Source organism: Campylobacter sp. 10_1_50 (assembly GCF_000238755.1).
In the GTDB taxonomy this organism is placed as follows: domain Bacteria; phylum Campylobacterota; class Campylobacteria; order Campylobacterales; family Campylobacteraceae; genus Campylobacter_A; species Campylobacter_A concisus_R.
Genome location: NZ_JH414888.1, coordinates 557,901 through 580,567 on the forward strand (window position 1 = coordinate 557,901; position 22,667 = coordinate 580,567).

General features: G+C 41.2%; 30 protein-coding genes. 28 read left to right on the forward strand and 2 right to left on the reverse strand.

Features of this window, described 5'->3' with window-relative positions; translation table 11 throughout:
• The first annotated feature begins 12 nt into the window (after positions 1 to 12).
• From moaA to HMPREF1019_RS10005, 22 genes are all read left to right on the forward strand, one after another.
• Positions 13 to 981, forward strand: coding sequence for a GTP 3',8-cyclase MoaA (gene moaA, locus HMPREF1019_RS07065; RefSeq protein ID WP_009295009.1), 969 nt, complete (start codon positions 13 to 15; stop codon positions 979 to 981).
• Positions 981 to 1,736: a 7-carboxy-7-deazaguanine synthase QueE gene (locus HMPREF1019_RS07070; protein WP_009295010.1), complete on the forward strand. Its 756-nt coding sequence runs from the start codon at positions 981 to 983 to the stop codon at positions 1,734 to 1,736. The genes moaA and HMPREF1019_RS07070 overlap by 1 nt, the downstream gene beginning before the upstream one ends.
• Positions 1,736 to 2,317: a 6-pyruvoyl trahydropterin synthase family protein gene (locus HMPREF1019_RS07075; RefSeq protein ID WP_009295011.1), complete on the forward strand. Its 582-nt coding sequence runs from the start codon at positions 1,736 to 1,738 to the stop codon at positions 2,315 to 2,317. The genes HMPREF1019_RS07070 and HMPREF1019_RS07075 overlap by 1 nt, the downstream gene beginning before the upstream one ends.
• A complete protein-coding gene (locus HMPREF1019_RS07080) occupies positions 2,317 to 2,520 on the forward strand; it encodes a hypothetical protein (protein ID WP_009295012.1) in 204 nt (67 codons plus the stop codon). The genes HMPREF1019_RS07075 and HMPREF1019_RS07080 overlap by 1 nt, the downstream gene beginning before the upstream one ends.
• The gene (locus HMPREF1019_RS07085) at positions 2,517 to 2,918 is read left to right on the forward strand and encodes a hypothetical protein (protein WP_009295014.1); all 402 of its coding nucleotides are present in this window, start codon (positions 2,517 to 2,519) and stop codon (positions 2,916 to 2,918) included. The genes HMPREF1019_RS07080 and HMPREF1019_RS07085 overlap by 4 nt, the downstream gene beginning before the upstream one ends.
• Positions 2,919 to 3,575 carry a 16S rRNA (uracil(1498)-N(3))-methyltransferase gene (locus HMPREF1019_RS07090; RefSeq protein ID WP_009295016.1) on the forward strand — a complete coding sequence of 219 codons (657 nt, stop codon included), beginning with the start codon at positions 2,919 to 2,921 and terminating at the stop codon, positions 3,573 to 3,575.
• Between the two features lie 81 nt (positions 3,576 to 3,656).
• On the forward strand, positions 3,657 to 3,857 hold the full coding sequence (gene rpmE / locus HMPREF1019_RS07095) for a 50S ribosomal protein L31 (RefSeq protein ID WP_009295018.1): 201 nt from the start codon (positions 3,657 to 3,659) through the stop codon (positions 3,855 to 3,857).
• Positions 3,858 to 3,860: 3 nt separating this feature from the next.
• Entirely contained in the window at positions 3,861 to 4,676 is an 816-nt protein-coding gene (gene rsmI / locus HMPREF1019_RS07100; RefSeq protein WP_009295020.1) for a 16S rRNA (cytidine(1402)-2'-O)-methyltransferase, read from the forward strand.
• A 100-nt stretch (positions 4,677 to 4,776) separates the two neighbouring features.
• Positions 4,777 to 5,457, forward strand: coding sequence for a 23S rRNA (guanosine(2251)-2'-O)-methyltransferase RlmB (gene rlmB / locus HMPREF1019_RS07105; RefSeq protein WP_009295022.1), 681 nt, complete (start codon positions 4,777 to 4,779; stop codon positions 5,455 to 5,457).
• A complete protein-coding gene (locus HMPREF1019_RS07110) occupies positions 5,450 to 6,391 on the forward strand; it encodes a hypothetical protein (protein ID WP_009295024.1) in 942 nt (313 codons plus the stop codon). The genes rlmB and HMPREF1019_RS07110 overlap by 8 nt, the downstream gene beginning before the upstream one ends.
• Complete coding sequence (locus HMPREF1019_RS07115) at positions 6,385 to 7,167, forward strand: hypothetical protein (RefSeq protein ID WP_009295026.1); 783 nt, start codon at positions 6,385 to 6,387, stop codon at positions 7,165 to 7,167. The genes HMPREF1019_RS07110 and HMPREF1019_RS07115 overlap by 7 nt, the downstream gene beginning before the upstream one ends.
• 9 nt (positions 7,168 to 7,176) lie before the next feature.
• On the forward strand, positions 7,177 to 8,385 hold the full coding sequence (locus HMPREF1019_RS07120; protein WP_009295028.1) for an LL-diaminopimelate aminotransferase: 1,209 nt from the start codon (positions 7,177 to 7,179) through the stop codon (positions 8,383 to 8,385).
• Positions 8,382 to 9,644, forward strand: a complete 1,263-nt coding sequence (locus HMPREF1019_RS07125) for a homoserine dehydrogenase (RefSeq protein ID WP_009295030.1) — start codon at positions 8,382 to 8,384, stop codon at positions 9,642 to 9,644. The genes HMPREF1019_RS07120 and HMPREF1019_RS07125 overlap by 4 nt, the downstream gene beginning before the upstream one ends.
• A gap of 1 nt (position 9,645) precedes the next feature.
• Positions 9,646 to 9,987, forward strand: coding sequence for a YraN family protein (locus HMPREF1019_RS07130; protein ID WP_009295032.1), 342 nt, complete (start codon positions 9,646 to 9,648; stop codon positions 9,985 to 9,987).
• Between the two features lie 73 nt (positions 9,988 to 10,060).
• Positions 10,061 to 10,375: a thioredoxin gene (gene trxA / locus HMPREF1019_RS07135; protein WP_009295034.1), complete on the forward strand. Its 315-nt coding sequence runs from the start codon at positions 10,061 to 10,063 to the stop codon at positions 10,373 to 10,375.
• A complete protein-coding gene (locus HMPREF1019_RS07140) occupies positions 10,375 to 10,821 on the forward strand; it encodes a hypothetical protein (RefSeq protein ID WP_009295036.1) in 447 nt (148 codons plus the stop codon). The genes trxA and HMPREF1019_RS07140 overlap by 1 nt, the downstream gene beginning before the upstream one ends.
• A 9-nt stretch (positions 10,822 to 10,830) precedes the next feature.
• Complete coding sequence (locus HMPREF1019_RS07145; RefSeq protein WP_009295038.1) at positions 10,831 to 11,769, forward strand: NAD(P)/FAD-dependent oxidoreductase; 939 nt, start codon at positions 10,831 to 10,833, stop codon at positions 11,767 to 11,769.
• A 142-nt stretch (positions 11,770 to 11,911) separates the two neighbouring features.
• Positions 11,912 to 12,085: a hypothetical protein gene (locus HMPREF1019_RS10000; protein ID WP_009295040.1), complete on the forward strand. Its 174-nt coding sequence runs from the start codon at positions 11,912 to 11,914 to the stop codon at positions 12,083 to 12,085.
• A 322-nt stretch (positions 12,086 to 12,407) separates the two neighbouring features.
• Complete coding sequence (gene dapB / locus HMPREF1019_RS07150) at positions 12,408 to 13,178, forward strand: 4-hydroxy-tetrahydrodipicolinate reductase (RefSeq protein ID WP_009295043.1); 771 nt, start codon at positions 12,408 to 12,410, stop codon at positions 13,176 to 13,178.
• Positions 13,179 to 13,449: 271 nt separating this feature from the next.
• Positions 13,450 to 14,787 (forward strand): amidophosphoribosyltransferase, encoded by a 1,338-nt coding sequence (purF, locus tag HMPREF1019_RS07155; RefSeq protein ID WP_009295044.1) that lies wholly within the window; start codon positions 13,450 to 13,452, stop codon positions 14,785 to 14,787.
• Entirely contained in the window at positions 14,784 to 15,446 is a 663-nt protein-coding gene (locus HMPREF1019_RS07160) for a hypothetical protein (protein WP_009295045.1), read from the forward strand. The genes purF and HMPREF1019_RS07160 overlap by 4 nt, the downstream gene beginning before the upstream one ends.
• Positions 15,447 to 15,551: 105 nt before the next feature.
• The gene (locus HMPREF1019_RS10005) at positions 15,552 to 15,698 is read left to right on the forward strand and encodes a hypothetical protein (protein ID WP_156786510.1); all 147 of its coding nucleotides are present in this window, start codon (positions 15,552 to 15,554) and stop codon (positions 15,696 to 15,698) included.
• Positions 15,699 to 15,822: 124 nt separating this feature from the next.
• Here the strand turns inward: HMPREF1019_RS10005 and HMPREF1019_RS07165 are convergent, their stop codons facing one another.
• Together HMPREF1019_RS07165 and HMPREF1019_RS07170 are read right to left on the reverse strand one after the other, a co-directional pair.
• A complete protein-coding gene (locus HMPREF1019_RS07165; RefSeq protein WP_009295046.1) occupies positions 15,823 to 16,980 on the reverse strand; it encodes a double-cubane-cluster-containing anaerobic reductase in 1,158 nt (385 codons plus the stop codon).
• The gene (locus HMPREF1019_RS07170; RefSeq protein ID WP_009295047.1) at positions 16,967 to 17,746 is read right to left on the reverse strand and encodes an acyl-CoA dehydratase activase; all 780 of its coding nucleotides are present in this window, start codon (positions 17,744 to 17,746) and stop codon (positions 16,967 to 16,969) included. The genes HMPREF1019_RS07165 and HMPREF1019_RS07170 overlap by 14 nt, the downstream gene beginning before the upstream one ends.
• 151 nt (positions 17,747 to 17,897) lie before the next feature.
• Here HMPREF1019_RS07170 and HMPREF1019_RS07175 point away from each other — a divergent pair, with 151 nt between their 5' ends.
• Genes HMPREF1019_RS07175 through HMPREF1019_RS07200 form a run of 6 tightly spaced genes read left to right on the forward strand, consistent with a single transcriptional unit; the run spans position 17,898 to position 22,327 of the window.
• Positions 17,898 to 19,250 (forward strand): MATE family efflux transporter, encoded by a 1,353-nt coding sequence (locus HMPREF1019_RS07175; RefSeq protein ID WP_009295048.1) that lies wholly within the window; start codon positions 17,898 to 17,900, stop codon positions 19,248 to 19,250.
• A gap of 44 nt (positions 19,251 to 19,294) precedes the next feature.
• A complete protein-coding gene (locus HMPREF1019_RS07180; protein WP_009295049.1) occupies positions 19,295 to 19,963 on the forward strand; it encodes a CsgG/HfaB family protein in 669 nt (222 codons plus the stop codon).
• Positions 19,948 to 20,352, forward strand: coding sequence for a DUF4810 domain-containing protein (locus HMPREF1019_RS07185; protein ID WP_009295050.1), 405 nt, complete (start codon positions 19,948 to 19,950; stop codon positions 20,350 to 20,352). Before HMPREF1019_RS07180 ends, HMPREF1019_RS07185 begins: the two co-directional genes overlap by 16 nt.
• Positions 20,342 to 21,019 (forward strand): DUF799 domain-containing protein, encoded by a 678-nt coding sequence (locus HMPREF1019_RS07190; RefSeq protein WP_009295051.1) that lies wholly within the window; start codon positions 20,342 to 20,344, stop codon positions 21,017 to 21,019. Before HMPREF1019_RS07185 ends, HMPREF1019_RS07190 begins: the two co-directional genes overlap by 11 nt.
• A gap of 5 nt (positions 21,020 to 21,024) precedes the next feature.
• The gene (locus HMPREF1019_RS07195) at positions 21,025 to 21,927 is read left to right on the forward strand and encodes a DMT family transporter (protein WP_009295052.1); all 903 of its coding nucleotides are present in this window, start codon (positions 21,025 to 21,027) and stop codon (positions 21,925 to 21,927) included.
• Positions 21,905 to 22,327, forward strand: coding sequence for a hypothetical protein (locus HMPREF1019_RS07200; RefSeq protein WP_009295053.1), 423 nt, complete (start codon positions 21,905 to 21,907; stop codon positions 22,325 to 22,327). The genes HMPREF1019_RS07195 and HMPREF1019_RS07200 overlap by 23 nt, the downstream gene beginning before the upstream one ends.
• The last annotated feature ends 340 nt before the right edge of the window (positions 22,328 to 22,667 follow it).

Below are 22,667 nucleotides of genomic sequence, written 5' to 3' on the forward strand. Positions count from 1 at the left end.
AAAAGGTGCTTTATGCTAATAGATAAATATGGTCGGGTTGTTGATTATTTAAGAATTTCTGTGACGCAGCGCTGCAATTTTAGATGTAGATATTGCATGCCTACGACGCCATTTAGTTGGACACCAAAAGAAAATTTACTGACATTTGAAGAGCTATTTTTATTTGTCAAAGTAGCTATCGATGAGGGTGTGAAAAAGATCAGGATCACAGGCGGCGAGCCACTCGTGCGCAAGGATCTGGACGTCTTTATAAAGATGATAAGCGATTACAAGCCAGACATCGATCTAGCGCTTACGACAAATGGCTTTATGCTGCCACACTTTGCCAAAAGGCTAAAAGACGCTGGTCTAAAGCGCATAAATATGTCGCTTGATACGCTAAATGAGCAAAAGGCTAAATTTATCGCTCAAAAGAGCGTCTTACACGAGGTTTTAGCTGGCTTTGAAGCAGCACTTGATGTTGGGCTAAAGGTGAAGATAAACACGGTCGCACTAAAAGGCTTTAACGACGATGAGCTAGTAAATTTGCTTGAGTTTGCTAAATTTAGAAACTCTCAGATCAGATTTATCGAATATATGGAGAATTCGCACGCCAAAGAGGATCTAAAAGGGCTAAAAAGCGATGAAATTTTAAATATCATCTCGCAAAAATATAATGTCACAAAAGATGAAAAATTGCCAAACGCACCTGCGTCTATTTATAGGCTTGATGACGGCTATAAATTTGGCATTATTGACCCTCACAAACACGACTTTTGCGAGAGTTGCAACCGCATCAGACTAAGTGCTGAAGGACTTTTGATACCTTGCCTTTACTTTGAAGATGCACTAAGTATCAAAAAAGCAGTTGCAAATGGCGATATCGTCGCAGCAAGCGAGATCTTAAGGCAAGTGCTAGCCAACAAGCCAAAAGAGAACAAATGGGCTCTAGGGGCTGAAAACGAAACCTCTTCAAGGGCCTTTTACCAAACTGGTGGTTGATGAGCAAAGAGCTAGAATTAGTTGAAGCATTTTTAAGCATCCAAGGCGAGGGCGCTTATCAGGGCAGGCTCGCTGTCTTTTTACGCTTTTTGGGCTGCAACCTAAACTGCTCTGGCTTTGGCGTAAAGACAAGGTCTTTAAAAACAGGCGAAGAGCTTTTGGGATGTGATAGCATAAGAGCCGTTTTTAAGGGGCATTTTCACCACAAAACATATAGCGCAGATGAAATTTTAAGCCTAGTTGATGGGCTTTGTAAAGGCTTAGAGCAAAAGCCGATCATCGTTTTAACAGGCGGCGAGCCACTCATCTGGCACGAAAATGAAAATTTCATAAATTTGGTAAGAAATTTGCTTATAAATTACGAGGTGCATTTTGAGACAAATGGCACGATCTTGGTTGATTTTGATAAATTTGAAATTTATAAAAATTGCCATTTTGCACTTGGCATCAAGCTAGCAAATAGCGGAGTTAGCGAGCAAAAACGCATAAATTTAGATGCCATCTTAGCTATCAAAGATAACGCTAAAAGCAGCTTTTTAAAATTTGTCCTCTCGCACTTTGATAAAAGCGAGCTGGAGGAAATTTTATATATAAAAAATAGAGCAAATTTGCCAGTTTGGTGCATGGCGATGGGCGCAAATGAGGACGAGCTAAGCAAAAATGCTCTAAAAACAGCGCAGTTTGCCATAAAGCATGGATTTAACTACTCAGAGCGTATCCACATCAGGCTTTGGGGCGACAAAGAGGGTGTTTGATGATTATTAGAAAACTTTTTAGATTTGAAAATGCGCATATTGTGAGATTTTGTAGCTCAAAGCGCTGCAGGACGAGTATCCACGGTCATAGCTACGTGGCAGAAATTTTACTTAGCTCAAATTTTCTTGATAACGCTGGCATGGTCTATGACTTTGGGCTGATGAAGCAGAACATAAAGACGGTCATCGATAGCTTTGATCACGCTACGACCATGTATTCAGGTGATAGCGACGAATACAAAAACGACCTTAAAAAGCACTCTGCAAGGTGGATCGAGATCCCGCTAAATCCCAGCGCAGAGCAGTTTTGCCGTATATTTTTTGTAATGATCGAAAGGCTGCTTGAACTTAGCGTGATGAACAACGGCGAGCGCGAGGTGAAGCTTCATAGTGTCATCGTGCACGAGACCGACACTGGCTATGCGCAGTGCTTCAAAGAGGACGCGATAAACCCACAAATGGGAGAGATAAGGCTTAGCGATATCAAATTTTCAGAGGCGATTATAGACGAGTGGGAAGATAAAAATTTACTTGAAAAGATGATAAATAAGATAAAAATAGAAAATCCAAAGGACGTTTAATGAAAAAATTTATAACCTCTTTTTTGCTTATAGCTGGCGTATTTTTGGGATGTGGAGATAAAGAAGAGGCCAAAAGTGACGTTAGTGAGCCAGTCCCCAGTGATGTTACGATAGCTCAGCCTGATGCAAATGTAACTATCGACGAGCAGCTGCCACCTGAGCCAGTCGTCGAAGAAAACGAGCCTCCTAAAGAGAAGAAATGAACGAACACTTAAGCTCGCTTTATGCTTATACTTTGCCATTTCACGTGACATTTTTTTATGCGCTACTTGCTTTAGCGGCGCTTTATCTAGCGCTTACTCAGTTTGGAGTGAGGAGTAAAAACTACGTGCTTCGCATAAGGTATTTCTTGCCTATTTATCATATGCTGCTTAGCTTTTTGGTGCTAACTGGGCTTATTTTGTGGGCATATTATAGTTACGAACCAAAATTTAACGCCATAAAAATGCTTCTTATCTTGATAGCCTTAATCGCACTTAGCGCCGTTGGATACAAAAGGCTAAAGAGATATGCCATTGCTGGCGAGCTAGAAAAATTTAAGAAATTTGCCCTTGTTAAAGGCATTTGCGACATTATTTTGATCATCATTGCAGGGATTTAGATGAAATTTTTATATGATAAAAACGCTGGCGAAGAGCGCCTGAAAATAGTAAATGAGGCATTTTTACACCTAAAAGCTAGAAGGGTTGAAGTAGGTGAGCGCATAAGTGTTAGAAATTTACGCGACGATAAAGAGTATATCTACGAGATCGATGAGATAGAGCGCAGAAGTGCAAATTTAAGCCTTGTTTTTGCCAGCCTAAACTGCGAGCATAAATTTGACTTTACCATCGCTTGGGCGGTCGTTGATCCAAAGACGATCGAAAAGGCGCTGCCATTTTTAAATGAGCTTGGCGTTGGCAAGATCGCCTTTGTCTATACTAAATTTTCTCAAGCAAATTTCAAGATTGACCTTGAAAAACTAAACTACATAAATGCACTTTCATGCGAGCAGTGCGGGAGAACGTCGCTAATGGAGTTTGAAATTTACAAAAATTTAGACGAGCTAATGAACATTTATAAAAATATCTCGGCCATAAATTTTGGTGGCAAAAATTTAAATGAAAAAAGAGATGATGAAATTTTGATAATTGGTCCAGAGGGCGGATTTAGCGAGGATGAGACGGCTAAATTTAAAAATATCTACGGCCTAAATACAAAAAATATCTTAAGATCACAGACCGCAGTCATATCAGTGGCGGCAAAATTTCTTGCCTGATTTATTTGATTTTTAGATTAGTTTTTATATAATCAGCAACTTTTAAGGTAACAAATAGCCCAAAATAATAAAGGAAAGATGATGAAAAAAGAGATCCATCCAGAGTATGTAGATTGCACCGTAACTTGCGCGTGTGGCAACACTTTTAAGACAAAGTCAAACAAAAGCGAAATCAGAATTGACATTTGCGACAAGTGCCACCCATTTTTCACAGGCAGCGAAAAGATAGTTGATAGCGCTGGCCGTGTTGAGAAATTTAAGAAAAAATACGCTCAAAAATAAGCCTTGCTCTACTTTGTTCCTACTCCAATAGGAAATTTAGAAGATATCTCGCTTCGTGCGATCAAAATTTTGCGTGAATGCGAGATAGCTATCTGCGAAGATACAAGAGTTTGCAAAAGCCTTGTAAATCTACTAAACGAACGCTTTGACGCAGATATAAATATCTCAAATTTTATCCCGCTTCACACCCACAACGAAGATGAATTTTTTGCAAATTTAAGTGATGAAATTTGGAGCAAAAATATAGCTTATATGAGCGATGCTGGCATGCCAGGCATAAGCGATCCAGGCGTTAGCCTAGTAAGATACGCTCAAAAAAATGATATCAAATATGAAATTTTAAGCGGAGCAAACGCTGCACTTTTAAGCGTAGTCGCCAGCGGACTTTGCGATAAAGAGTTTGTTTTCTTAGGATTTTTACCAAATACTGGCAGAGATAGGGTTTTAGCCATACAAAATGCTCTAAGCTTAGCCTATCCAGCTGTGATCTATGAAAGCCCAAAACGCATATTAAGCTTAGTGCAAAGCGTTGCAAATTTAGAACCAGAGAGAGAAATTTTTGCCATAAAAGAGGCCACCAAAAAATTTGAGACTAAATTTAAGGATAGAGCCAAAAATTTAGCCCAAATTTTAGAAAAGGCAAATTTAAACGGCGAGTGGGCGGTAGTCATCTCAAAAAGTGCTAACATAGCCACTCAAAACATCACAAAAGATGAGATCATCTCGCTTGATATCGCCCCAAAAGCAAAGGCAAAACTGCTTAGCAAAATAACTGGCGAAGAGGTCAAAAAGATCTACGACGAGCTTATAAAATCATAAATTTAAAAGCTCAAATTTCTCCAAAAAGTTTCAAAAATTCACTCAAATTTAGAAGCAAAATAAGTTAAATTTTACTTGACTTTAGCTACCATAAGCAACCATGATAATATACGGAAAACAGCTATTTTTACATATTTTGAACAAGCGCCCGCAGATCCTAGAAGAGATCTATCTCTCAAAAGAGTGTGATAAAAAACTCTTTTCTAAAATTTGTGGCACTGGCAAGAAGATCATCCGCGTGGATAATCAAAAAGCTCAGTCGATGGCGCATGGCGGCAACCATCAAGGCTTTTTAGCAAACGTTAGCGAGTTTGAGTTTTCAGACATTAGCGAGCTCAAAAAGCTAAATTTCATCGCCGTGCTTTATGGCATAAGTGACGTCGGAAATATCGGCGCCATCGCTAGAAGCGCCTATGCTCTAGGCTGCGAAGGACTTGTCATCGTTACAAAAAGTGTAAATATGCAAGGTGTTTTAAGGTCAAGTAGCGGTGCTGCTTACGAGATACCAATAGCGATCTTTGAAGATGGACTTAGCCTGCTAAATGAGCTAAAACAGTGTGGTTTTAGGCTCTACGCGACGGCAAGCAATGGCAAAAATATAAAAGAGATGAAATTTGCTGGCAAAAGGGCTTTGGTGATGGGCTCAGAGGGCGAAGGCATACCGCAAAAAGCTCTAGCAAAGTGCGATGAGTGCGTCGGTATCAAGCTAAAAGACGGCTGGGACTCCCTAAATGTAAGTGCAGCCTTTGCGATAATTTGTGATAGGATGATAGATGAATGAACTAGAAAATTTAAAAGAGATAGGCATAAAGGAAATTTCGCGTAAAACGCACATTGAACCCACATTTTTACAATACATTTTTGACAAAAATTTTGAAAAATTATCACGCTTAAATATGAGAGGCTACGCCAAAATTTTACAGCGTGAGTATGGTGTCGATCTTAGCGAACTTCTCGCTGAATACGACGCTTTCATGCAAGAAAACATGCCTGATGAGAGCAAAAAAACAAAAGTCAGCCCAAAAATTTCTTCTTACACGCCTGAAGATGTCTCTATCCAAAGGCAAAATAGCGGTGGCGGGGCTGGATTTTTCTTCTGGATTATCATTTTAGCTATCATCGCTGGCGGCGCTTACTACTTTGACGCTTACAAATACGTCCAAAATTTCATCGCAAGCTTAAATGAAGACAACACAAGCGTGAGCTACTCGCAATCAAGCATCGTCAATGAAGTGAAGAAAAATATAATCGACACAAACGTAACGATCTCTCAAAACACTCCAAAGATTGATGCAAACGCTTCAAGCGTGAAAATTTCAGCTCCAGCTGAGCAAAACGTGACTGTAAGTCCTGCTAGTATAGAGCAAAATGCTGTAAAACCTAGCATGGCAGCCCAGCCAGCTCCAAAAGTAGAGCAAAACGTGACAAAGCCACTAAATGAGGCAGTCATCACGCCAAAACAACGCGTTTGGATAGGCATCATCAACCTTGAAAATGGTCAAAAAACATCAAGCGATACAAGCAAAAGTGTCAATATAAATTTAGACCAAAGACAGCTAGTCGTTTGCGGGAATGGCAACATCGAGCTTAAGATCGGCGATAAAGTGACAAAGTATAACCCAAGCCGTCCAGCTAGATTTTTAGTAGAAAATGGCGATATGAAATTTTTAACTTATGACGAGTTTGTCGAGATGAATAAGGGCAAATCTTGGTAAAAAAACTAGCCATATTTCTTCTTTTTAGCATTTTTTCATACGCTTTTGATCTAAATAGCAGTGCAAATGCACTAAGCAGTGGAAAAGATCTGCAAATTTCTTTAGAAAATTTAGACATTAACGGCTCGCTAAATGTCGGCGAGCTAGTCTCAAGGCTAAAGCAAAGCTCAAACTACGATGCTCTCTCATTTAGCTCAAATAGTTTAAATTTAAAATTTATAAGCACGCAAAAAGTCCCCTCGGCGCTATTTGTAAAATCGATAAATTTAGCTCTTGAAGATGCAAACATAAGCGTGGCAAGAGTAAATTCTCTAAAAAATGGCAATGAAATTTCTTATGGGACTTTAGCCCTAAAAAGTGGTGGCATAGATCCAAATTTACTAAATTTTACGCTTAGTAGAAGTGGCTTTAAGATCATGGGATTTGATAGGCTTGATGGAAATTTAGCGCTTTATTTGGATGCTAAAAATATGAGCCTTGATGCGTCAAAAGCAAATTTTAATGAAGAGACCCCACTTGTAAAAAGCGGTGGCGTCTATATCGTCGACGTGGCAGGTGCAAGTAGCCTAAATATCATCTCAAACGAGCCAAACAAATGGGTGCCACTTGTTAGAATCTATGATAAAAATTTAAACCAAATCGATCTAAAAAGAGAAAACGAGATAAAAACTAACTACACCATAAATTTAGCTAACGATGCAAAATATGCGTTAATTAGCGACAACAACGACATAACTAACATTAAAAACGAGATAATTATCAAGCTTATAAAATAGGAGCAAACAGTGTTTGATGAGATAAGATTTAATACAATTGAGCGTTTGCCAAACTACGTTTTTGCCGAAGTAAATGCTATAAAAATGGCAGCACGCAGAGCTGGCGAGGACATCATCGACTTTTCTATGGGCAACCCAGAGGGCAGAACGCCGCAGCACATCGTCGATAAACTATGCGAAAGTGCACAAAAAGATAAGACCCACGGCTACTCAGCCAGTGCTGGAATTTATAAGCTCCGCCTTGCCATTTGCAACTGGTATAAGAGAAAATACGGCGTAAATTTAGACCCAGAAACTGAAGCAGTAGCCACAATGGGTAGCAAAGAGGGCTTTGTGCATCTTGCTCAAGCTGTGATAAACCCAGGCGACGTGGCTATCGTGCCTGATCCTGCATATCCGATACACACGCAGGCGTTTTTATTTGCTGGCGGAAGTGTCGCAAAGATGCCACTTCACTACAACGATAAATTTGAGCTAGATGAGAATAAATTTTTTGAAAATTTGATCCAGACGATACATGCAAGCTCACCAAAACCAAAATACGTAGTGGTAAATTTCCCTCACAATCCAACGACCGTGACCGTGCAAAAGAGCTTTTACGAGCGCCTTGTAAGCATCGCAAAGCAAGAGAGATTTTACGTCATCTCAGATATCGCCTACGCTGATCTTACCTTTGATGGCTACAAAACGCCAAGCATCTTTGAAGTAGAAGGCGCAAAAGATGTCGCAGTCGAGTGCTACACTCTTTCAAAAAGCTACAACATGGCAGGCTGGAGAGTTGGCTTCATGTGCGGAAACAAGAGACTTTGCGCCGCTCTTAAAAAGATAAAATCATGGGTTGATTACGGCATGTTTACGCCGATACAAGTCTCAGCCACGGTCGCACTTGACGGCGATCAAAGCTGTGTTGAAGAGATACGCCAAATTTATGAAAAAAGAAGAGATGTGATGATAGAGGCCTTTGCTCAGGCTGGTTGGGAGCTTAAAAAGCCAAATGCTAGCATGTTTATCTGGGCGAAACTTCCGCCAAAGGTGAGCCACTTAGGCAGTCTTGAGTTCTCAAAGCAGCTCCTTACAAAGGCTTCAGTTGCTGTTAGTCCAGGTATTGGTTTTGGCGAGGGCGGAAACGACTACGTGCGCTTAGCTCTTATCGAAAACGAAAACAGGATAAGACAAGCAGCAAGAAATATAAAAAAATATTTGAAAGAATTTGAATGAATGTAGCGATATTAGGCGTTGGAACCGTTGGCGAGTCGGTTGCAAAAATTTTACTAAAAAACAAAAAGCTAATCGCAGCAAGATGTGGCGAAGAGATAGTGCCAGTCATCGGTGTGGTTAGAAATTTAAATAAAAAAAGAGACGCTGGCATCCCTTTGACTGACGATATAAATAGCGTCATAAACCGCGATGATATCGACGTTTTTGTCGAGCTTATGGGCGGCGTTGAAGAGCCTTTTAGAGTGGTGAGCGAAATTTTAAAGCGCAAAAAAGCGGTCGTCACTGCAAACAAGGCGCTTCTTGCCTATCACAGATATGCTTTGCAAAATTTAGCCAAAAACACGCCATTTGGCTTTGAAGCAAGCGTGGCTGGTGGCATACCGATCATCAGAGCCTTAAGAGAGGGGCTTAGTGCCAACCATATCTTAAGCATAAATGGCATACTAAACGGCACTAGCAACTACATCCTAACCTCGATGATGAATGAAGGATCAAATTTCAAAGACGCACTTAAAAAGGCGCAAGAGCTAGGATACGCTGAGGCTGATCCTACTTTTGACGTGGGTGGCTTTGATACGGCTCACAAGCTTCTCATCTTAGCAAGCATCGCATACGGCGTGCACGGCGATCCAGAAGATATCTTGATCGAAGGGATACAAGGCATCACTCCAGAAGATATATTTTTCGCAAAAGACTTTGAATACTCGATCAAGCTTCTAGCTATCGCCAAAAAAAGTGAGGGCAAGGTCGAACTACGCGTGCATCCAGCGCTTGTGCCACAAAACAAAATGATAGCAAAGGCAAGTGGTGTGACAAATGCGATCAGCGTCGTTGGCGAAGTCGTTGGCGAGACGATGTACTATGGCCCAGGAGCTGGTGGCGACGCAACAGCAAGCGCAGTAATTAGCGATCTTATCGACATCGCAAGAGATAGCAAGTCGCCTATGCTTGGATACAAAGCGCCATTTGAGCTAAACACCTTAGAGCTGCTTGATCGCGACAGGATAAAGACAAAATACTATTTTAGGTTAAAAGTCGAAGACAAAATGGGTGTGCTAGCAAAGATAACAAATTTGATGAGTGAGAACAACCTCTCGATTGATAGCTTACTACAAAAGCCAAAAGATGAGAGCGAGTATGCCGTGCTATTTTTCACGACGCACACGAGCTTAGAGGCTAATGCGAAGCGAACGATAGAGCTTCTAAAAGAGCAAGAGTATATAAAAGAAGAGCCATTTATGATGAGGATCGAGGAGTAGTTTGGGGCTAAAAGAGTATCTCTTTGGCAAGAGCTCAGAAGATAGGGCGTGCGAGTTTTTGCGTAAGCTTGGTTTTGTCATTTTAGAGAGAAATTTTCACTCTAAATTTGGCGAGATCGACATCATCGCGCTAAGTAGCGATAAAATTTTACATTTTATAGAGGTAAAAGCAACCAGCGGAGGATACGAAGCGGAGTATAGGCTAAACAAGGCGAAATATATGAAAATTTTAAAAACGATAAATTTTTATATGATGAAAAATGAGCCAAACAGAGACTTTCAGCTTGATCTACTGGTTATTAAAAATGAAAATTTTGAGCTGATAGAAAATATTAGTTTATAATAAAATTTATTATTTATCTAAAATTTAAATTTAATTTTGTATAATTGCCACATCTTGAAAATAAGGAGAACAAATGGGAAAATACATCGAACTCACAAAAGAAAATTTTGATGTAACAAAAGAAGGCATTGCTCTAGTAGATTTCTGGGCTCCATGGTGCGGACCTTGCCGTATGCTAGCTCCAGTGATCGAAGAGCTTGCTGAAGACTTCGACGGCAAAGCGAAAATTTGCAAGGTAAATACTGATGAAGTGCAAGATCTTGCGGTTGAGTTTGGCATCAGATCGATCCCAACATTGCTATTTTTCAAAAATGGCGAGCTAGTTGAGCAAATGGTCGGTGCGCAGTCAAAACAAGCCCTAACTGACAAACTAAATTCGCTTCTTTAATGGGCGAAAAAAGAAGAGGAAGTCTACTTCCTCTTACCTATATATTTGGTTCATTTTTTGGTGCAGCTATGATAGCGGCTGCATTTGCGTATAGCAACTATCGTTTTTCACAATATAAATTTGTTGATTTTGCGAAGCTAGTTTTTTACGAAAAAAGCGAAATTTTCACTCCAAAAGAGCCAAAATACACGCTTTTAATCTTCAGTTCAAATCAATCAAAAATAGACGAAATTTTACCAACCAAAAATGAAACAGTTGTGGCAATCGATATCTTTCAAAAAAGATATGAGTCAAACTCAACACTAAAATACATAAGCTCAGATATAAATACAGTCCTAGAGCTTATGCGAAATTTAAGCATCACGAAGCTTCCTAGCAGTGTTGAGATAGTTCATCAAAGGGGCGAAATTTACAAACAAAATTCGTCCATAAATGTTTTAGAATAAAGGAAATTTATGCTTGATTTAGCGATCATCGGAGGCGGTCCAGCAGGACTAAGCGCCGGACTTTACGCCACTAGAGGCGGACTAAAAAATGTTGTAATGTTTGAAAAAGGCGAGCCTGGCGGTCAGATCACGTCTAGCTCAGAGATAGAAAACTACCCAGGTCAAAAAGCCCCTGGCGAGAGCGGCTTTGACTTCATGAGCACTTGGTGGAAGCAGTGCAGTGCATTTGGACTAGTTCACAAGTGGGCAAATGTCGTTGGCGTTAGAAAAAATAGCGATGGAAGCTTTGAAATTTTGCTTGAAGGTGGCAAGAGCGAGCAGGCAAAGGCTGTCATCGTAGCGACTGGCTCAACCCCAAGACGTGCTGGCTTTAAAGGCGAGGACGAGTTCTTTGGCAAAGGCGTTAGCACATGCGCGACATGCGATGGCTTCTTTTACAAAAATAAAGAGGTAGCCGTACTTGGCGGTGGCGACACAGCTGTTGAAGAGGCACTTTACCTAGCAAATATCTGCTCAAAAGTTTATCTAGTGCATAGACGTGACGAGTTTAGAGCAGCGCCAACAACCGTTGAAAAAGCTAGAAAAAATGAGAAGATCGAGTTTATAACAAGTGCGACTGTAAAAGAGGCGCTTGGCGATAAAATGGGTCTAACAAAGATCGTGCTTGATACCAAAAATGGCGAGCGTGTGCTTGATGTGCCGGGCATTTTTACCTTCGTCGGACTAAATGTAAATAACGAAATTTTAAAAGATGAAAACGGCAAATTTATCTGCGAAATGGCTGATGGCGGACAGGTCAAGACTAACCTTAAGATGCAAACTAGCCTAAAAGGGCTCTTTGTAGCAGGCGACATCAGAGAGGACGCTCCAAAACAAGTCATCGTAGCTGCAGGTGATGGCGCAGTGGCTGCACTTAGCGCTATGAGCTACATAGAAAGCTTGCATTAATACTCAAATTTAGCCAAATTTTTGGCTAAATTTCTCTTTTAAAATAAATCATTTTTAGCAAAATTTATATTTTTAAGAATAGTTAAGAGAAATATAATTGAGGGGGGGGGTAGAATACATTAATTTTTCAAGAAGGTTAAAAATGGGAACATTTTTTCTTGTGGTTTTTTGTATTTTAATATTTCCTCTAATTCTTAGATTTCTGGCAATAAATATTCAAGTAGCTGCCATTGAAAGAGCAAGCGGAGAAATTGGTTGTGCGACATTAATATTAATTGCAATTGTGGTATCAATATTAATTGCCATTTTTGTTTAAATGTGAGAATAAAATAATGGGACATTTTTTATTTATATTATTTATTTTATTGCTTACTTTTTTTCTAATTTCATGGCTTTGGGGATTATATAATAGTGCTAAAAATATGCAGCAGTCGCCTTTTTCAACACAAAATGATAAAGACATGGCAAAAGGGTGCGCTCCTATACTATTAATAGCAATTTTTTTAATTATAGCAATTGCCATAATGTTAATTTCTTAATTAAATTCCAGCCTCAAATAGCTATTTTTAAAACCCGTTTCGTAATCTCTCTATAATAAATTTTATGTTAAATTTCAACCAAAATTCAAAGGATAAATTTTGGTAAAAATAGGACTATACGGCGCTAGCGGCAAGATGGCTCAAAGCATCATCTCTTGTTTAAAAGATGAAAAAGACGCCACTTTAAGCGTCGCTTTTAGCCAAAAAAATGAGGTCGAAAATTTAAGTAGCGAGCTTTTGACAAACGACTTTGCTAAATTTTTTGAAGCGTGCGACGTTATCATCGACTTTAGCCAAAAAGAGGCGACTGTAGCACTGCTAAACTACGCTAGAACCAACCCAAAACCACTAGTCATTGGCACAACTGGACTAAATGACGACGAGAAAAACTTGCTTCACCTAGCATCAGGCACTATGCCAATACTCTACGCAACAAACATGAGTCTAGGCGTAGCAGTATTAAATAAAATTGCAAGGATAGCTTCGAAAGTTTTAAGAGAATTTGACATAGAGATCGTCGAGCAGCACCACAGACACAAAAAGGACGCTCCAAGCGGCACTGCGATGACTTTAGCAGGCTGTGTGGCAGAGGCTAGGGATCTAAATTTAAAAGATGTTTTAGTGACTGGCAGAGCTGGCATGGTGGGCGCAAGAAGCAAAGATGAGATCGCGGTTATGGCACTTCGTGGAGGCGACGTGGTCGGTCGTCACACGGTTGGCTTTTACAATGACGGCGAATTTATCGAGCTAAACCACACGGCAACTAGCAGAGCGACCTTTTCAAAAGGTGCCATTAAGGCTGCTATCTGGCTAAAAGATCAGAGCAGCGGTCTATACTCGATAGACGATAGTTTGGGGCTTGATGATTAAATTTAAGCTTGATGATATAAAGAGATACGAGTTAGAATTTGGCGATAAATTCTACCTGTCAGAGCGCAAAAAGCGTCAAAATTTAAGAGCTAATGAGTTGATTTGAGATGATGAAATTTAGTTTTAGTGCATGTGGATTGTTATAAATGGTGCAAATAACGGCAAAAGTATCGGCATTTAGACAACAAGCCACTTTTAAAATAGTGCTTAGCGTTGGCTATGAAATTTAACTGCAAAGATGAAATTTAAAAAGATGAAAAGAGGATAAAAGATGTGTGCGATAGTAGGTATCATAAATTCTAAAGATGCGGCGAAAACAGCGTATTATGCGCTATTTTCTATGCAGCACCGCGGTCAAGAGGCAAGTGGTATCAGCGTCTGTAACGACGGCGAGATCTCCACTCACAAGGGCAACGGTCTAGTCACCGAGGTCTTTAACGAAGAGATCTTAAGCTCACTAAAAGGCGACATGGCGATCGGTCACAACCGCTACGCAACAGCTGGCAAAAACTCAGGCCGTGACGCCCAGCCAATAGCCGCCAACTATGCCCTAGGTCAAATCTCAATCGTTCACAACGGAAATTTGGTCAATAAAGACGAGGTTAGAGATGAGCTTATCAAAGATGGCGCGATATTTCAGACAAATATGGACACCGAAAACATCATCCACCTCATCGCAAGAAACCACGACGAACACCTACAAGATCGCATCATCGCAGCACTTGATAAGATAAAAGGCGCTTACTGCTTGCTCGTGCAGTCACGCCACAAGACCTTTGCCATAAGAGACCGCTGGGGTGTTAGGCCACTAAGCCTTGGTAGGCTAAAAGATGGCGGATATATCGTAGCTAGCGAGACTTGTGCATTTGACCTTGTGGGAGCGACATTTATGAGAGATGTTAGACCTGGCGAGATGATAGTTTTTGAACATGGCAAGAGCGAGTTTCAAAGCTTGCAAATCTTCGAGCCAGAGCCTAGAATTTGCGCCTTTGAGTACATCTACTTTGCGCGCCCAGATAGCGTCATAGAGGGCAAAAGCGTCTATGAAGTGAGAAAAAAGATGGGCGAAGTGCTAGCTAGAAAGAGCAAGATAAAGGCTGACTTTGTAGTGCCAGTGCCAGATAGCGGCGTGCCAGCAGCGCTTGGATATGCAAATGAGAGCAAAATTCCATTTGAGCTAGCCATCACCAGAAATCACTATGTGGGCAGAACCTTTATCGAGCCAAGCCAAGAGATGAGAAATTTAAAGGTCAAACTAAAACTTAATCCAATGTCAAGCGTACTAGCTGGTAAAAGCATCGTCGTGATCGATGATAGCATCGTTCGTGGCACCACTTCTAAAAAGGTGGTAGATCTCTTAAGACACGCAGGGGCGAAAGAAATTCACTTCAGAGTTGCGTGCCCTGAGCTCAAGTATCCTGAGCGATACGGCATCGACACTCCAAGCTTTGAGGAGCTAATAAGCGCCAAAAAAAGCGTCGAAGAGGTTAGAGAGTACATCGGAGCCGATAGCCTAGAGTTTTTGAGTATCGATGAGCTTAAAGAGAGTATCGGCAACGAGCGAAAATACTCGCTTGTTAGCTTTGATGGTGATTACTTCATAAAATGAGAAATTTAGTAGTTTTGCTGCTAGCAATACTCTTTTTTGCGGGCTGCTCACAAAAGGCGCCTAGCAAAAAGGATGAAATTTCTATCATGGTGAGCTACTTTGAGCTAAATAGCAAAAAGCAGCAGCTACTAATAAAAAGTATGCCAAATTTGGCTGATAAAAATGCTAGCGTGCCATTTTTTGGCATGGTAAATTTTCTTGATCAAAACAAAACGACAAGTGCCTACTCTCTTGTAAAAGGCGTTATAAACGTTGTTGAAACAGATAGTGCCTCTATAAATTTAAACAAAGCTAGTGACGTTTTGGCTCTTAAAAAATCTAGCGAGATAAGGTTTTATGAGATAAGACCTGAAGTGGTTGAGAGTGTTAAATTTAGATCACCAAACGGCGTTTGCGCTGAGTTTTTAGCTCAAAAGCCAGTATTTGTAAATGCGGCCACAAACTACTACTTAAGAGATGATAGCTTTTTTGCAAGTTTAATTGATGCAAAATTTGTCTATAAAAAGGGTGCAAAGATACTAAAAAAGAAGTTTGCTTATAGCATTGCTGAGTCTAAAATCCTAGAAGAAGCTAAAGAATTTACACAAAAATCAAACCAGCTTTTCTTAAACGACATGCAAAAGCTTGGCAGACTGCTTGACATACTCTGCACTTTTTAGCAGGCACTTATACGCTAAATTTATACTTTTTCATCAAGATAAAAAAGCAAATTTTAGCTTCTATTCTAGTTGGCACATTTGCAATAAGTAGTGCCTGCATGGAGTTTGTTTGACGGCGATAGAGAAAAGACTAAAGAGTATAATGATAAGATGAAAAATGGTGATGAAAAGTGGAATTCGGTTCTTTATGACTATCAACACATGAGATATATTTATAAAAATGCTTCTGTATGGTGGCTTTTGCTCTATTAAGCAAGCCAAATAATAAATTTCATTCACTTTAGCTGACTTGTAAATTTTGTAATTTTCTCCATTTTCAAGTCAGCCACTTTAAATTTAAAGCTAAATTTAGCCCCCCTGCTCTTTTAAATTTATCCTAAAGCATCTCTATAAATGCCTCGAGCCTTGTCTTGATCTGTCCAGCATCGCTTGTAGAAAAGTCCGTCTCAAGCGCCATATAAGGCGTATCTACGTCGTTGCACGCCCTTTTTATATTGGCAGTTTCTACGTTGTAGGTGTGACAGGCTTGCAGCACAACGTCGATCACGCCGTCCGCCTTATACTCTTTTATCATCTCTTGTAGCACATTTTCTCTCTCTTTGTTTGGTGACATGATCGAGCAAGGTATCGCCATGTAGCGCTTTGCTATGGCGCTAATTGGATCGTCATTTTCATCGATTAGGTTGCTAAAATTTTTAGTTCCAGTGCAGTTTTCGTAAGCTACCACGACGCCGCCTGCCTCTTCTATGGCTGGCACGATCTTATCATAGACCCCGCCGCTTGGACAGCCTGTGATGATGATGCGTTTGGCGTCCTTATGCACGGGTGAAATTTTATCTCTCACGCACTCTTTTAGCTTCTCAACGATGATCTCAAGGTCGCTTATCTGCTCCTCTTTATCAAAGATAAAGCCGTTTCCATATAGCAGTGCGTACAACTCTTTGCCGTTCATGGGTGGCGGCGTTAGTTTCATGAAATTTTGAATTTCTCCCATTAGCTCACGCTCTTTATTAAATAGCCTGATAGAGTTTCTAAGCTCCTCATCGCTCACGCTCACGCCAAATTTAGCCTCTAGACGCTCCTTTAGCTCCCTGACCTCATCTTGCCAAATCTCCAAGCTCTTTTGACTCTTGAAATGTGGCAAATGCATGACATGCACATCTTTAAATTCGCCCATTAGCTCATACATCTTCTTCTTGCCGTCGCACGTCGTCTCGCCGATGACGATATCAGAATTTCGCACAAATGGGCACTTGTTCGCTTTTGCAAAGCCATAGCTTGCTTTTATGAGCGGACAGAGGTTTTTAGGTAGGTACTTTTCGCCCTCGATCACGGCATTATCGCCAGTTGCGCAGACGCTCACGCTATAAGCGTTTGCCGCGTGGATGACCTCCCTTGGCGTGTAGGTGCAAAAGATAGCCGCGATCTTTTGGCCGCTATTTTTGACTGCTTCGACATTTTGGGCTAAATTTTTCTTAGCGCCATCATAGGTAGCGAAAATTTCGCTCAAACTCGTACTCTCATTTATCGCCATTTTCTCTCCTTAAATTTCTTATCCCTGCAAGGCTAGCGCCTATCGCACCGCAGTAGATCGCATCTTTGTGCGTGCTGACTTTAGCTTGCAAGCACACTTCTAAATTTTCTCTCACATACTCGCTCTTACTAAAGCCACCGCTTAAGAAATAGCTCGTATTTGCCTGCTTTTTGACCAAATTTGAAATTTTATTTATAGCTGAGACGATCACCGCTTTTGCGATATTTTCTCGTGAGACGTTTTGAGCAATGAGACTTATGATCTCAGACTCCGCAAAGACCGTGCACATCGAGCTTATGGATATATCTTTGTCGCTATTTTTAGCAAGGCTTGTCAGCTCATCAAACCTAACTCCAAGGCGGTTTGACATCACTTCTAAAAATTTACCAGTGCCGGCTGAACATTTATCATTCATCGTAAAGTCCGTCACCGAGCCATTTTCAAGCTTGATGGCCTTCGTATCTTGTCCGCCCACGTCTATAACTGTGCAGTCACTTTTGCAAAAGTAGTGCACCCCAAGCGCGTGACAGGTGATCTCTGTAAGGGTTTTATCAGCGTATGGCACCGAAACTCTGCCATAGCCTGTCGCAGTAAAATAAAGCTCGCCAAGGTTTAAGCCTAAAACTCGCTCTTTTATAAGCATAGCTGTATCTGCGCTGCTCCAGCCAGTTGGGAGTAAAAAGAGCTCCTTTATCTCGCCGCTACTTGCCTCTATGACGGCAACCTTTGCAGAAGTTGAGCCTATATCAATACCGATTGAGTGCATTTTGTATCCAAAAAAGGTCTTTCTAAAACTTAGAACTGGCGTGATTTTACTCACTTTAAGACAAATTTGTCAATAAATAAGACCCAAAATTTATAGCCTTTTCACCTTTTAAAATTTATAATTTACCCACACTTTACAAAGGGGATGAAATTTGAAAAATTTGACAAACGAGCAGAGATTTTTCTCAAATGCCGACCTTGCAAGGCTCTTTTTCCCTATCGCTGTAGAGCAGTTTTTAGAGTATAGCCTAGGCCTTGCAAACTCGCTAATGGCAGCAAGCGTTAGCGAAAGTGCGGTGAGTGCGGTAAGCCTTGTAGAGTTTGTCATGGCGCTATTTATAAGTATATTTACCGCCATAGCCACTGGTGGCTCAGTGGTCGCTAGCCAGTATCTAGGTGGCAAACAAAGTGGCAACGCCAGAAATACCGCCGATCAGCTAGTTTGGTTTAGCCTAATTTTTGCCATCTTTATAGCCCTTGCCATCATCATTTTAAAAGATCTCATCTTAGACAAAGTCTTTGGAGATATCGGCGAACAAGTGAGACGCGATGCTAGCCACTACCTCGTTTTCTCAGCCATTTCAGCGCCATTTCTGGCAGTCTATGCAGCAGCTGCAGCGATCTTTCGCACGATGTCAAACGCAAAGCTACCTATGTATATCATGGCGGCTGCAAATTTACTAAATGTATTGCTTACCGCCATTAGCATCTACACATTTCACACAGGGGTGCTTGGCATCGCCATTAGCACGCTCATAGCAAGAGCGATCGCCTGCTTTGTCATAGTCTATCTGCTACTTGATATAAAGCTAAAACTTCACATAAGAAAGAGCCTTATCTATAAATTTGACTACGAGATCATCAAGAAAATTTTAAATATCGGCGTGCCTTATGGCTTTGAAAATTCGATGTTTTACGTGGGTCGCATCATCGTTTTGAGCCTTGTTTCACTCTTTGGTACGGCAAGTATCGCTGCAAATGCCGTGGGCGGGACGATCGTGATGTTTCAGGTGCTCCCTGGCATGGCGATAGGCACGGGCCTAAGCGTCGTCGTGGCTAGATGTATCGGCGCAAATGACTTTAATCAGGCTAAATTTTATGTAAGAAAATCAATGCTAAGCATCTACATCGTGCAGCTTTTTAGCACGGTTGCCGTGTTACTACTTCTTGAGCCGCTACTTCGCGTTTATAATCTCTCAAACGAGGCCATAAATTTAACAAGGCAGATCGTCTGGTATCACGGCATCGCGATGTGCCTTATCTGGCCGCTTGCCTACACCTATCCGACCGTTTTTCGAGCTGCTGGGGACGCAAAATATCCGATGATAGTAAATTTAGCCTGCATGTTTGCCTGCAGGATCGTGCTAGCTTATATCTTTGCACTCACCTTTGATCTTGGCATGATAGGCACTTGGTTTGCGATGTTTGCCGACTGGGCGGTAAAGGCGGTGCTCTTTGTGCGCAGATACGCAAATGGCACGTGGATGAAATTTCGAGCCATTTAAAAAAAAGTAGTAATATACACACGATTTTGTCACAAAGGATAAAGATGAAAAATGTTTTAAAATTTAGTGCAGCTCTAGTGATCGCAGCACTTTTTGCAGGGTGTGCAAGTGAGAGCTCAAGAGTGGTCGAAACTCCAAAAGTAGCAAGCTACGGCTCAGTTTATAACGGCAAAAAGGTCTCAGTTTCTATTGGCCGCTTTAATAACCAATCAGCCTATCAAAATGGCGCATTTAGCGACGGTGAGGACAGACTTGGCAACCAAGCTCAAAGTATCTTGATCACAAATTTACAGCAAAGCGGTAGATTTTCGGTACTTGAAAGATCAAATATGTCAGTCCTCAAACAAGAGAGCGAGCTAAGCAAAGAGGCTCAAAATTTAAAAGGCTCAAGATATGTGATAACTGGCGATGTGACCGAATTTGGACGCAAGACGACAGGCGATCACCAGCTATTTGGCATACTTGGCAAAGGTAAGCAACAAACCGCCTACTCAAAGGTAAATTTAAACGTTGTCGATACCAAAACGGCTGAGGTTGTATATTCTGTTAGCGGCGCTGGCGAATACACCCTTTCAAACAGAGAGATCATCGGCTTTGGCGGCACCGCAGGATACGACTCTACGCTAAATGGCAAGGTGCTAAGCCTAGCGATAGTTGAAGCGGTAAATAACCTAGTAAACGGCATAGAGAGCGGAGCATGGCAAGTAAAATAAAGCTTGCCTGCCTTGGCGCTCTTGCACTCTTAGTTGCAGGGTGCAGCAACGCAAGTGGCCCAAGGTCGCTTTACTACTGGGACGGCACATATAGCAGCTCGCTATATAGCTATCTAAACGAAGATGGCGACGCAACTGAGCAAATTTCACGCTTAGAAAATTTAGTGCAAAACTCAACTCAAAGGGGCTACAAAGTTGCGCCAGGACTTTATGCTCACCTTGGACTTTTATACCTAAATAATGGAAATTTAGGCGCTGCAAATGCAAATTTTGACAAAGAGGTGCAAAATTTCCCAGAGTCAAGAGAATTTATAAATTTCATCAAAGGCTCTAAAAATTTAACCCCAAAAAAGCAGAGCAAAAAAGAGGGAGCGAAAGATGAAAAATAGCCTGAAATTTATAGCTGTAACGCTTCTTGCGATATTTTTTGCGGGTTGTTCTTTCAAAGAGCCTGAGCCATACGACTACTCAGCCTTTTTGCAAAAAAAGCCACGCTCCATCCTAGTACTCATGCCAACAAACGATAGCACCGAAGTAAGCGGCTCGGCAGCGGTTTTGGCTAACTCAGTAGCCCCACTTAGCGAGGCTGGATACTATGTATTTCCAGTGGCTCTTGTAAATGATACATTTAAGCAAAATGGCATAACCGAGCCAAGCGAGATCGCAGCCGTGCCACTAAATAAGCTTGATAAAATTTTCCATGCCGATAGCGTGCTTTACATAAACATAAAAGACTATGGCACGAGCTACGTCGTGGTCTCAAGCTCGACAAAGGTAGTGCTTGAAGCAAAGCTAGTCGATATAAAAAGTGGCGCGACGCTCTGGCAGGGCGAGGCAGAAGCCGCAGAGGATAGTGGCGGCGGCCAAAACAGCCTGCTTGGCATGCTAGTCTCAGCTGTCATCACACAGGTGGCAAACACCATCTCAGATAGATCATACGACCTAGCAGTAAGAGCTGATGCCTACCTCTTTTCTAGAAACTGCCGCGACTGCATACTTTATGGGCCTTATTCGCCTCACTACGGCAAAGACGCCCAGCTACATAAAGATAGATAAATTTAATGTCTAGCCATCAACTAGGAGTGCTTCTTACGCTAGTTGGTGGCGTTCTTTGGGGATTTAGCGGAGTTTGCGGGCAGTATCTCTTCTCGCAAGGCATAAGCGCTGATTTTTTAGTGCCTTATAGGCTCTTGTTAGCTGGAGCTTTTATCGTGCTCTACTACGCTTTTAAGGCTCCAAAAGCCGTTTTTGCGCCAGTTACTGACGTAAAACTGATGGCTGAGCTTTTTATATACGCTCTGCTTGGGCTAATGATGACGCAGTATGCCTACTTTTACTCGACCGAGCTCTCAAACGCCGCAGTTGCAACCGTCATTCAATACACCGCTCCGGTTCTCATCTTAGCCATCATCTGCCTAAAAGAGAAGCGAGCGCCAAGGCCGCTTGAAATTTTGGCTCTATTTTGTGCGATGCTTGGTGTATTTTTCTTGGCAACTCATGCGCAAATTTCAGCCCTTGTTATCTCGCCAGAAGCGCTATTTTGGTGCTTGATAAGTGCTGTTTGCGTCTGCGTTTATAACCTAGCTCCCGCAAGGCTAAATGCCAAATACTCAGTCACGCTCACGCTTGGCTGGGGCATGGTGATAGGTGGCGTGGTGCTTTGCCTTTATATGAGAGTGTGGGAGTTTGCAGGGCTTAGTGGCACGGCGCAATGGCTGGCATTTCTCGCCGTCATCACGCTTGGCACGATATTTGCATTTAGCTTTTATATGACTGGAGTTAAGCTCATAGGCGCCTCAAAGGCCAGCATGATAGCCTGCATAGAGCCACTAAGTGCCGCATTTTTTGGCTACTTTTGGCTTGGGACGAAGTTCGTCTTTTGGGACTTTTTAGGCTTTGCTCTCATCATATCATGCATATTTTTACTTTCAAAGAAGAGAGATGATATACCTAGCGCAAACTGACACAACGGCTGGCTTTTTAAGCAAGGACTACAAGGAGATAAACCACGCCAAAATGCGAAGTGAAGGCAAACCTTGCCTTATCACGACGGCTAAATTTAGCGTTTTAAGTGAGCTTGCTAGAGCGCCAAAAAAGTATAAAAATTTCATCCGCCGCTCAAGAAAGACGACATTTTTATATCCAAATTTAAAGGCGATCAGGGTCGTAAAAGAGTGCAAACATGAGAAATTCTTAAGCAAATTTGACTGGCTTTACTCAAGTAGTGCAAACAAAAATGGTATGAAATTTGATGAAGCTTGGGCTAGAGGCGTGGCTGATGAAGTTGTTGATGAACGATTTTTTGAAGATACGCCATCAAAAATTTATAAAATTTCAAAGTCAAAACTAAAAAAGATCCGTTAGTTAAATTTGCGCCCTGCACTTTTATAAATTTAGGCTGTTTTCTTGTAGCTTAAAGTGATAAAAATTTGCTAAATTTCACAGCTTGCAAGAGCGATTTTAAAAGCTAGTTTTTTAGACAAGGTCTAAATTTAATCTACTAATTTAGATAAATTTACAAATATCCAAACTAAATTTAGCCCTTCACTTGCTATAAACATCAACCAGCCCATTTTTTGAAATTTAATTTCTCAGCCAAGCACTGGCTGATATAAATTTGTGCCAACATCTAAAATCGTCCACTAAGACCGAATTTAAGTCATTCATGCTCTGCCAACTCGCATAAATTTACAAATTTAGAGCA

Excerpts from the sequence above, each read along its gene's own strand:
- HMPREF1019_RS07090 (WP_009295016.1), top strand. The coding sequence starts at position 2,919 with ATGAAATTTTTATATGATAAAAACGCTGGCGAAGAGCGCCTGAAAATA.
- trxA (WP_009295034.1), top strand. The coding sequence starts at position 10,061 with ATGGGAAAATACATCGAACTCACAAAAGAAAATTTTGATGTAACAAAA.
- rpmE (WP_009295018.1), top strand. The coding sequence starts at position 3,657 with ATGAAAAAAGAGATCCATCCAGAGTATGTAGATTGCACCGTAACTTGC.
- HMPREF1019_RS07125 (WP_009295030.1), top strand. The coding sequence starts at position 8,382 with ATGAATGTAGCGATATTAGGCGTTGGAACCGTTGGCGAGTCGGTTGCA.
- HMPREF1019_RS10000 (WP_009295040.1), top strand. The coding sequence starts at position 11,912 with ATGGGAACATTTTTTCTTGTGGTTTTTTGTATTTTAATATTTCCTCTA.
- HMPREF1019_RS07070 (WP_009295010.1), top strand. The coding sequence starts at position 981 with ATGAGCAAAGAGCTAGAATTAGTTGAAGCATTTTTAAGCATCCAAGGC.
- rlmB (WP_009295022.1), top strand. The coding sequence starts at position 4,777 with ATGATAATATACGGAAAACAGCTATTTTTACATATTTTGAACAAGCGC.
- HMPREF1019_RS07080 (WP_009295012.1), top strand. The coding sequence starts at position 2,317 with ATGAAAAAATTTATAACCTCTTTTTTGCTTATAGCTGGCGTATTTTTG.
- moaA (WP_009295009.1), top strand. The coding sequence starts at position 13 with ATGCTAATAGATAAATATGGTCGGGTTGTTGATTATTTAAGAATTTCT.
- HMPREF1019_RS07140 (WP_009295036.1), top strand. The coding sequence starts at position 10,375 with ATGGGCGAAAAAAGAAGAGGAAGTCTACTTCCTCTTACCTATATATTT.
- HMPREF1019_RS07110 (WP_009295024.1), top strand. The coding sequence starts at position 5,450 with ATGAATGAACTAGAAAATTTAAAAGAGATAGGCATAAAGGAAATTTCG.
- purF (WP_009295044.1), top strand. The coding sequence starts at position 13,450 with ATGTGTGCGATAGTAGGTATCATAAATTCTAAAGATGCGGCGAAAACA.
- HMPREF1019_RS07185 (WP_009295050.1), top strand. The coding sequence starts at position 19,948 with ATGGCAAGTAAAATAAAGCTTGCCTGCCTTGGCGCTCTTGCACTCTTA.
- HMPREF1019_RS07200 (WP_009295053.1), top strand. The coding sequence starts at position 21,905 with ATGATATACCTAGCGCAAACTGACACAACGGCTGGCTTTTTAAGCAAG.
- HMPREF1019_RS07180 (WP_009295049.1), top strand. The coding sequence starts at position 19,295 with ATGAAAAATGTTTTAAAATTTAGTGCAGCTCTAGTGATCGCAGCACTT.
- HMPREF1019_RS07170 (WP_009295047.1), bottom strand. The coding sequence starts at position 17,746 with ATGCACTCAATCGGTATTGATATAGGCTCAACTTCTGCAAAGGTTGCC.
- HMPREF1019_RS07195 (WP_009295052.1), top strand. The coding sequence starts at position 21,025 with ATGTCTAGCCATCAACTAGGAGTGCTTCTTACGCTAGTTGGTGGCGTT.
- HMPREF1019_RS07145 (WP_009295038.1), top strand. The coding sequence starts at position 10,831 with ATGCTTGATTTAGCGATCATCGGAGGCGGTCCAGCAGGACTAAGCGCC.
- HMPREF1019_RS07160 (WP_009295045.1), top strand. The coding sequence starts at position 14,784 with ATGAGAAATTTAGTAGTTTTGCTGCTAGCAATACTCTTTTTTGCGGGC.
- HMPREF1019_RS07190 (WP_009295051.1), top strand. The coding sequence starts at position 20,342 with ATGAAAAATAGCCTGAAATTTATAGCTGTAACGCTTCTTGCGATATTT.
- HMPREF1019_RS07085 (WP_009295014.1), top strand. The coding sequence starts at position 2,517 with ATGAACGAACACTTAAGCTCGCTTTATGCTTATACTTTGCCATTTCAC.
- HMPREF1019_RS07075 (WP_009295011.1), top strand. The coding sequence starts at position 1,736 with ATGATTATTAGAAAACTTTTTAGATTTGAAAATGCGCATATTGTGAGA.
- HMPREF1019_RS07165 (WP_009295046.1), bottom strand. The coding sequence starts at position 16,980 with ATGGCGATAAATGAGAGTACGAGTTTGAGCGAAATTTTCGCTACCTAT.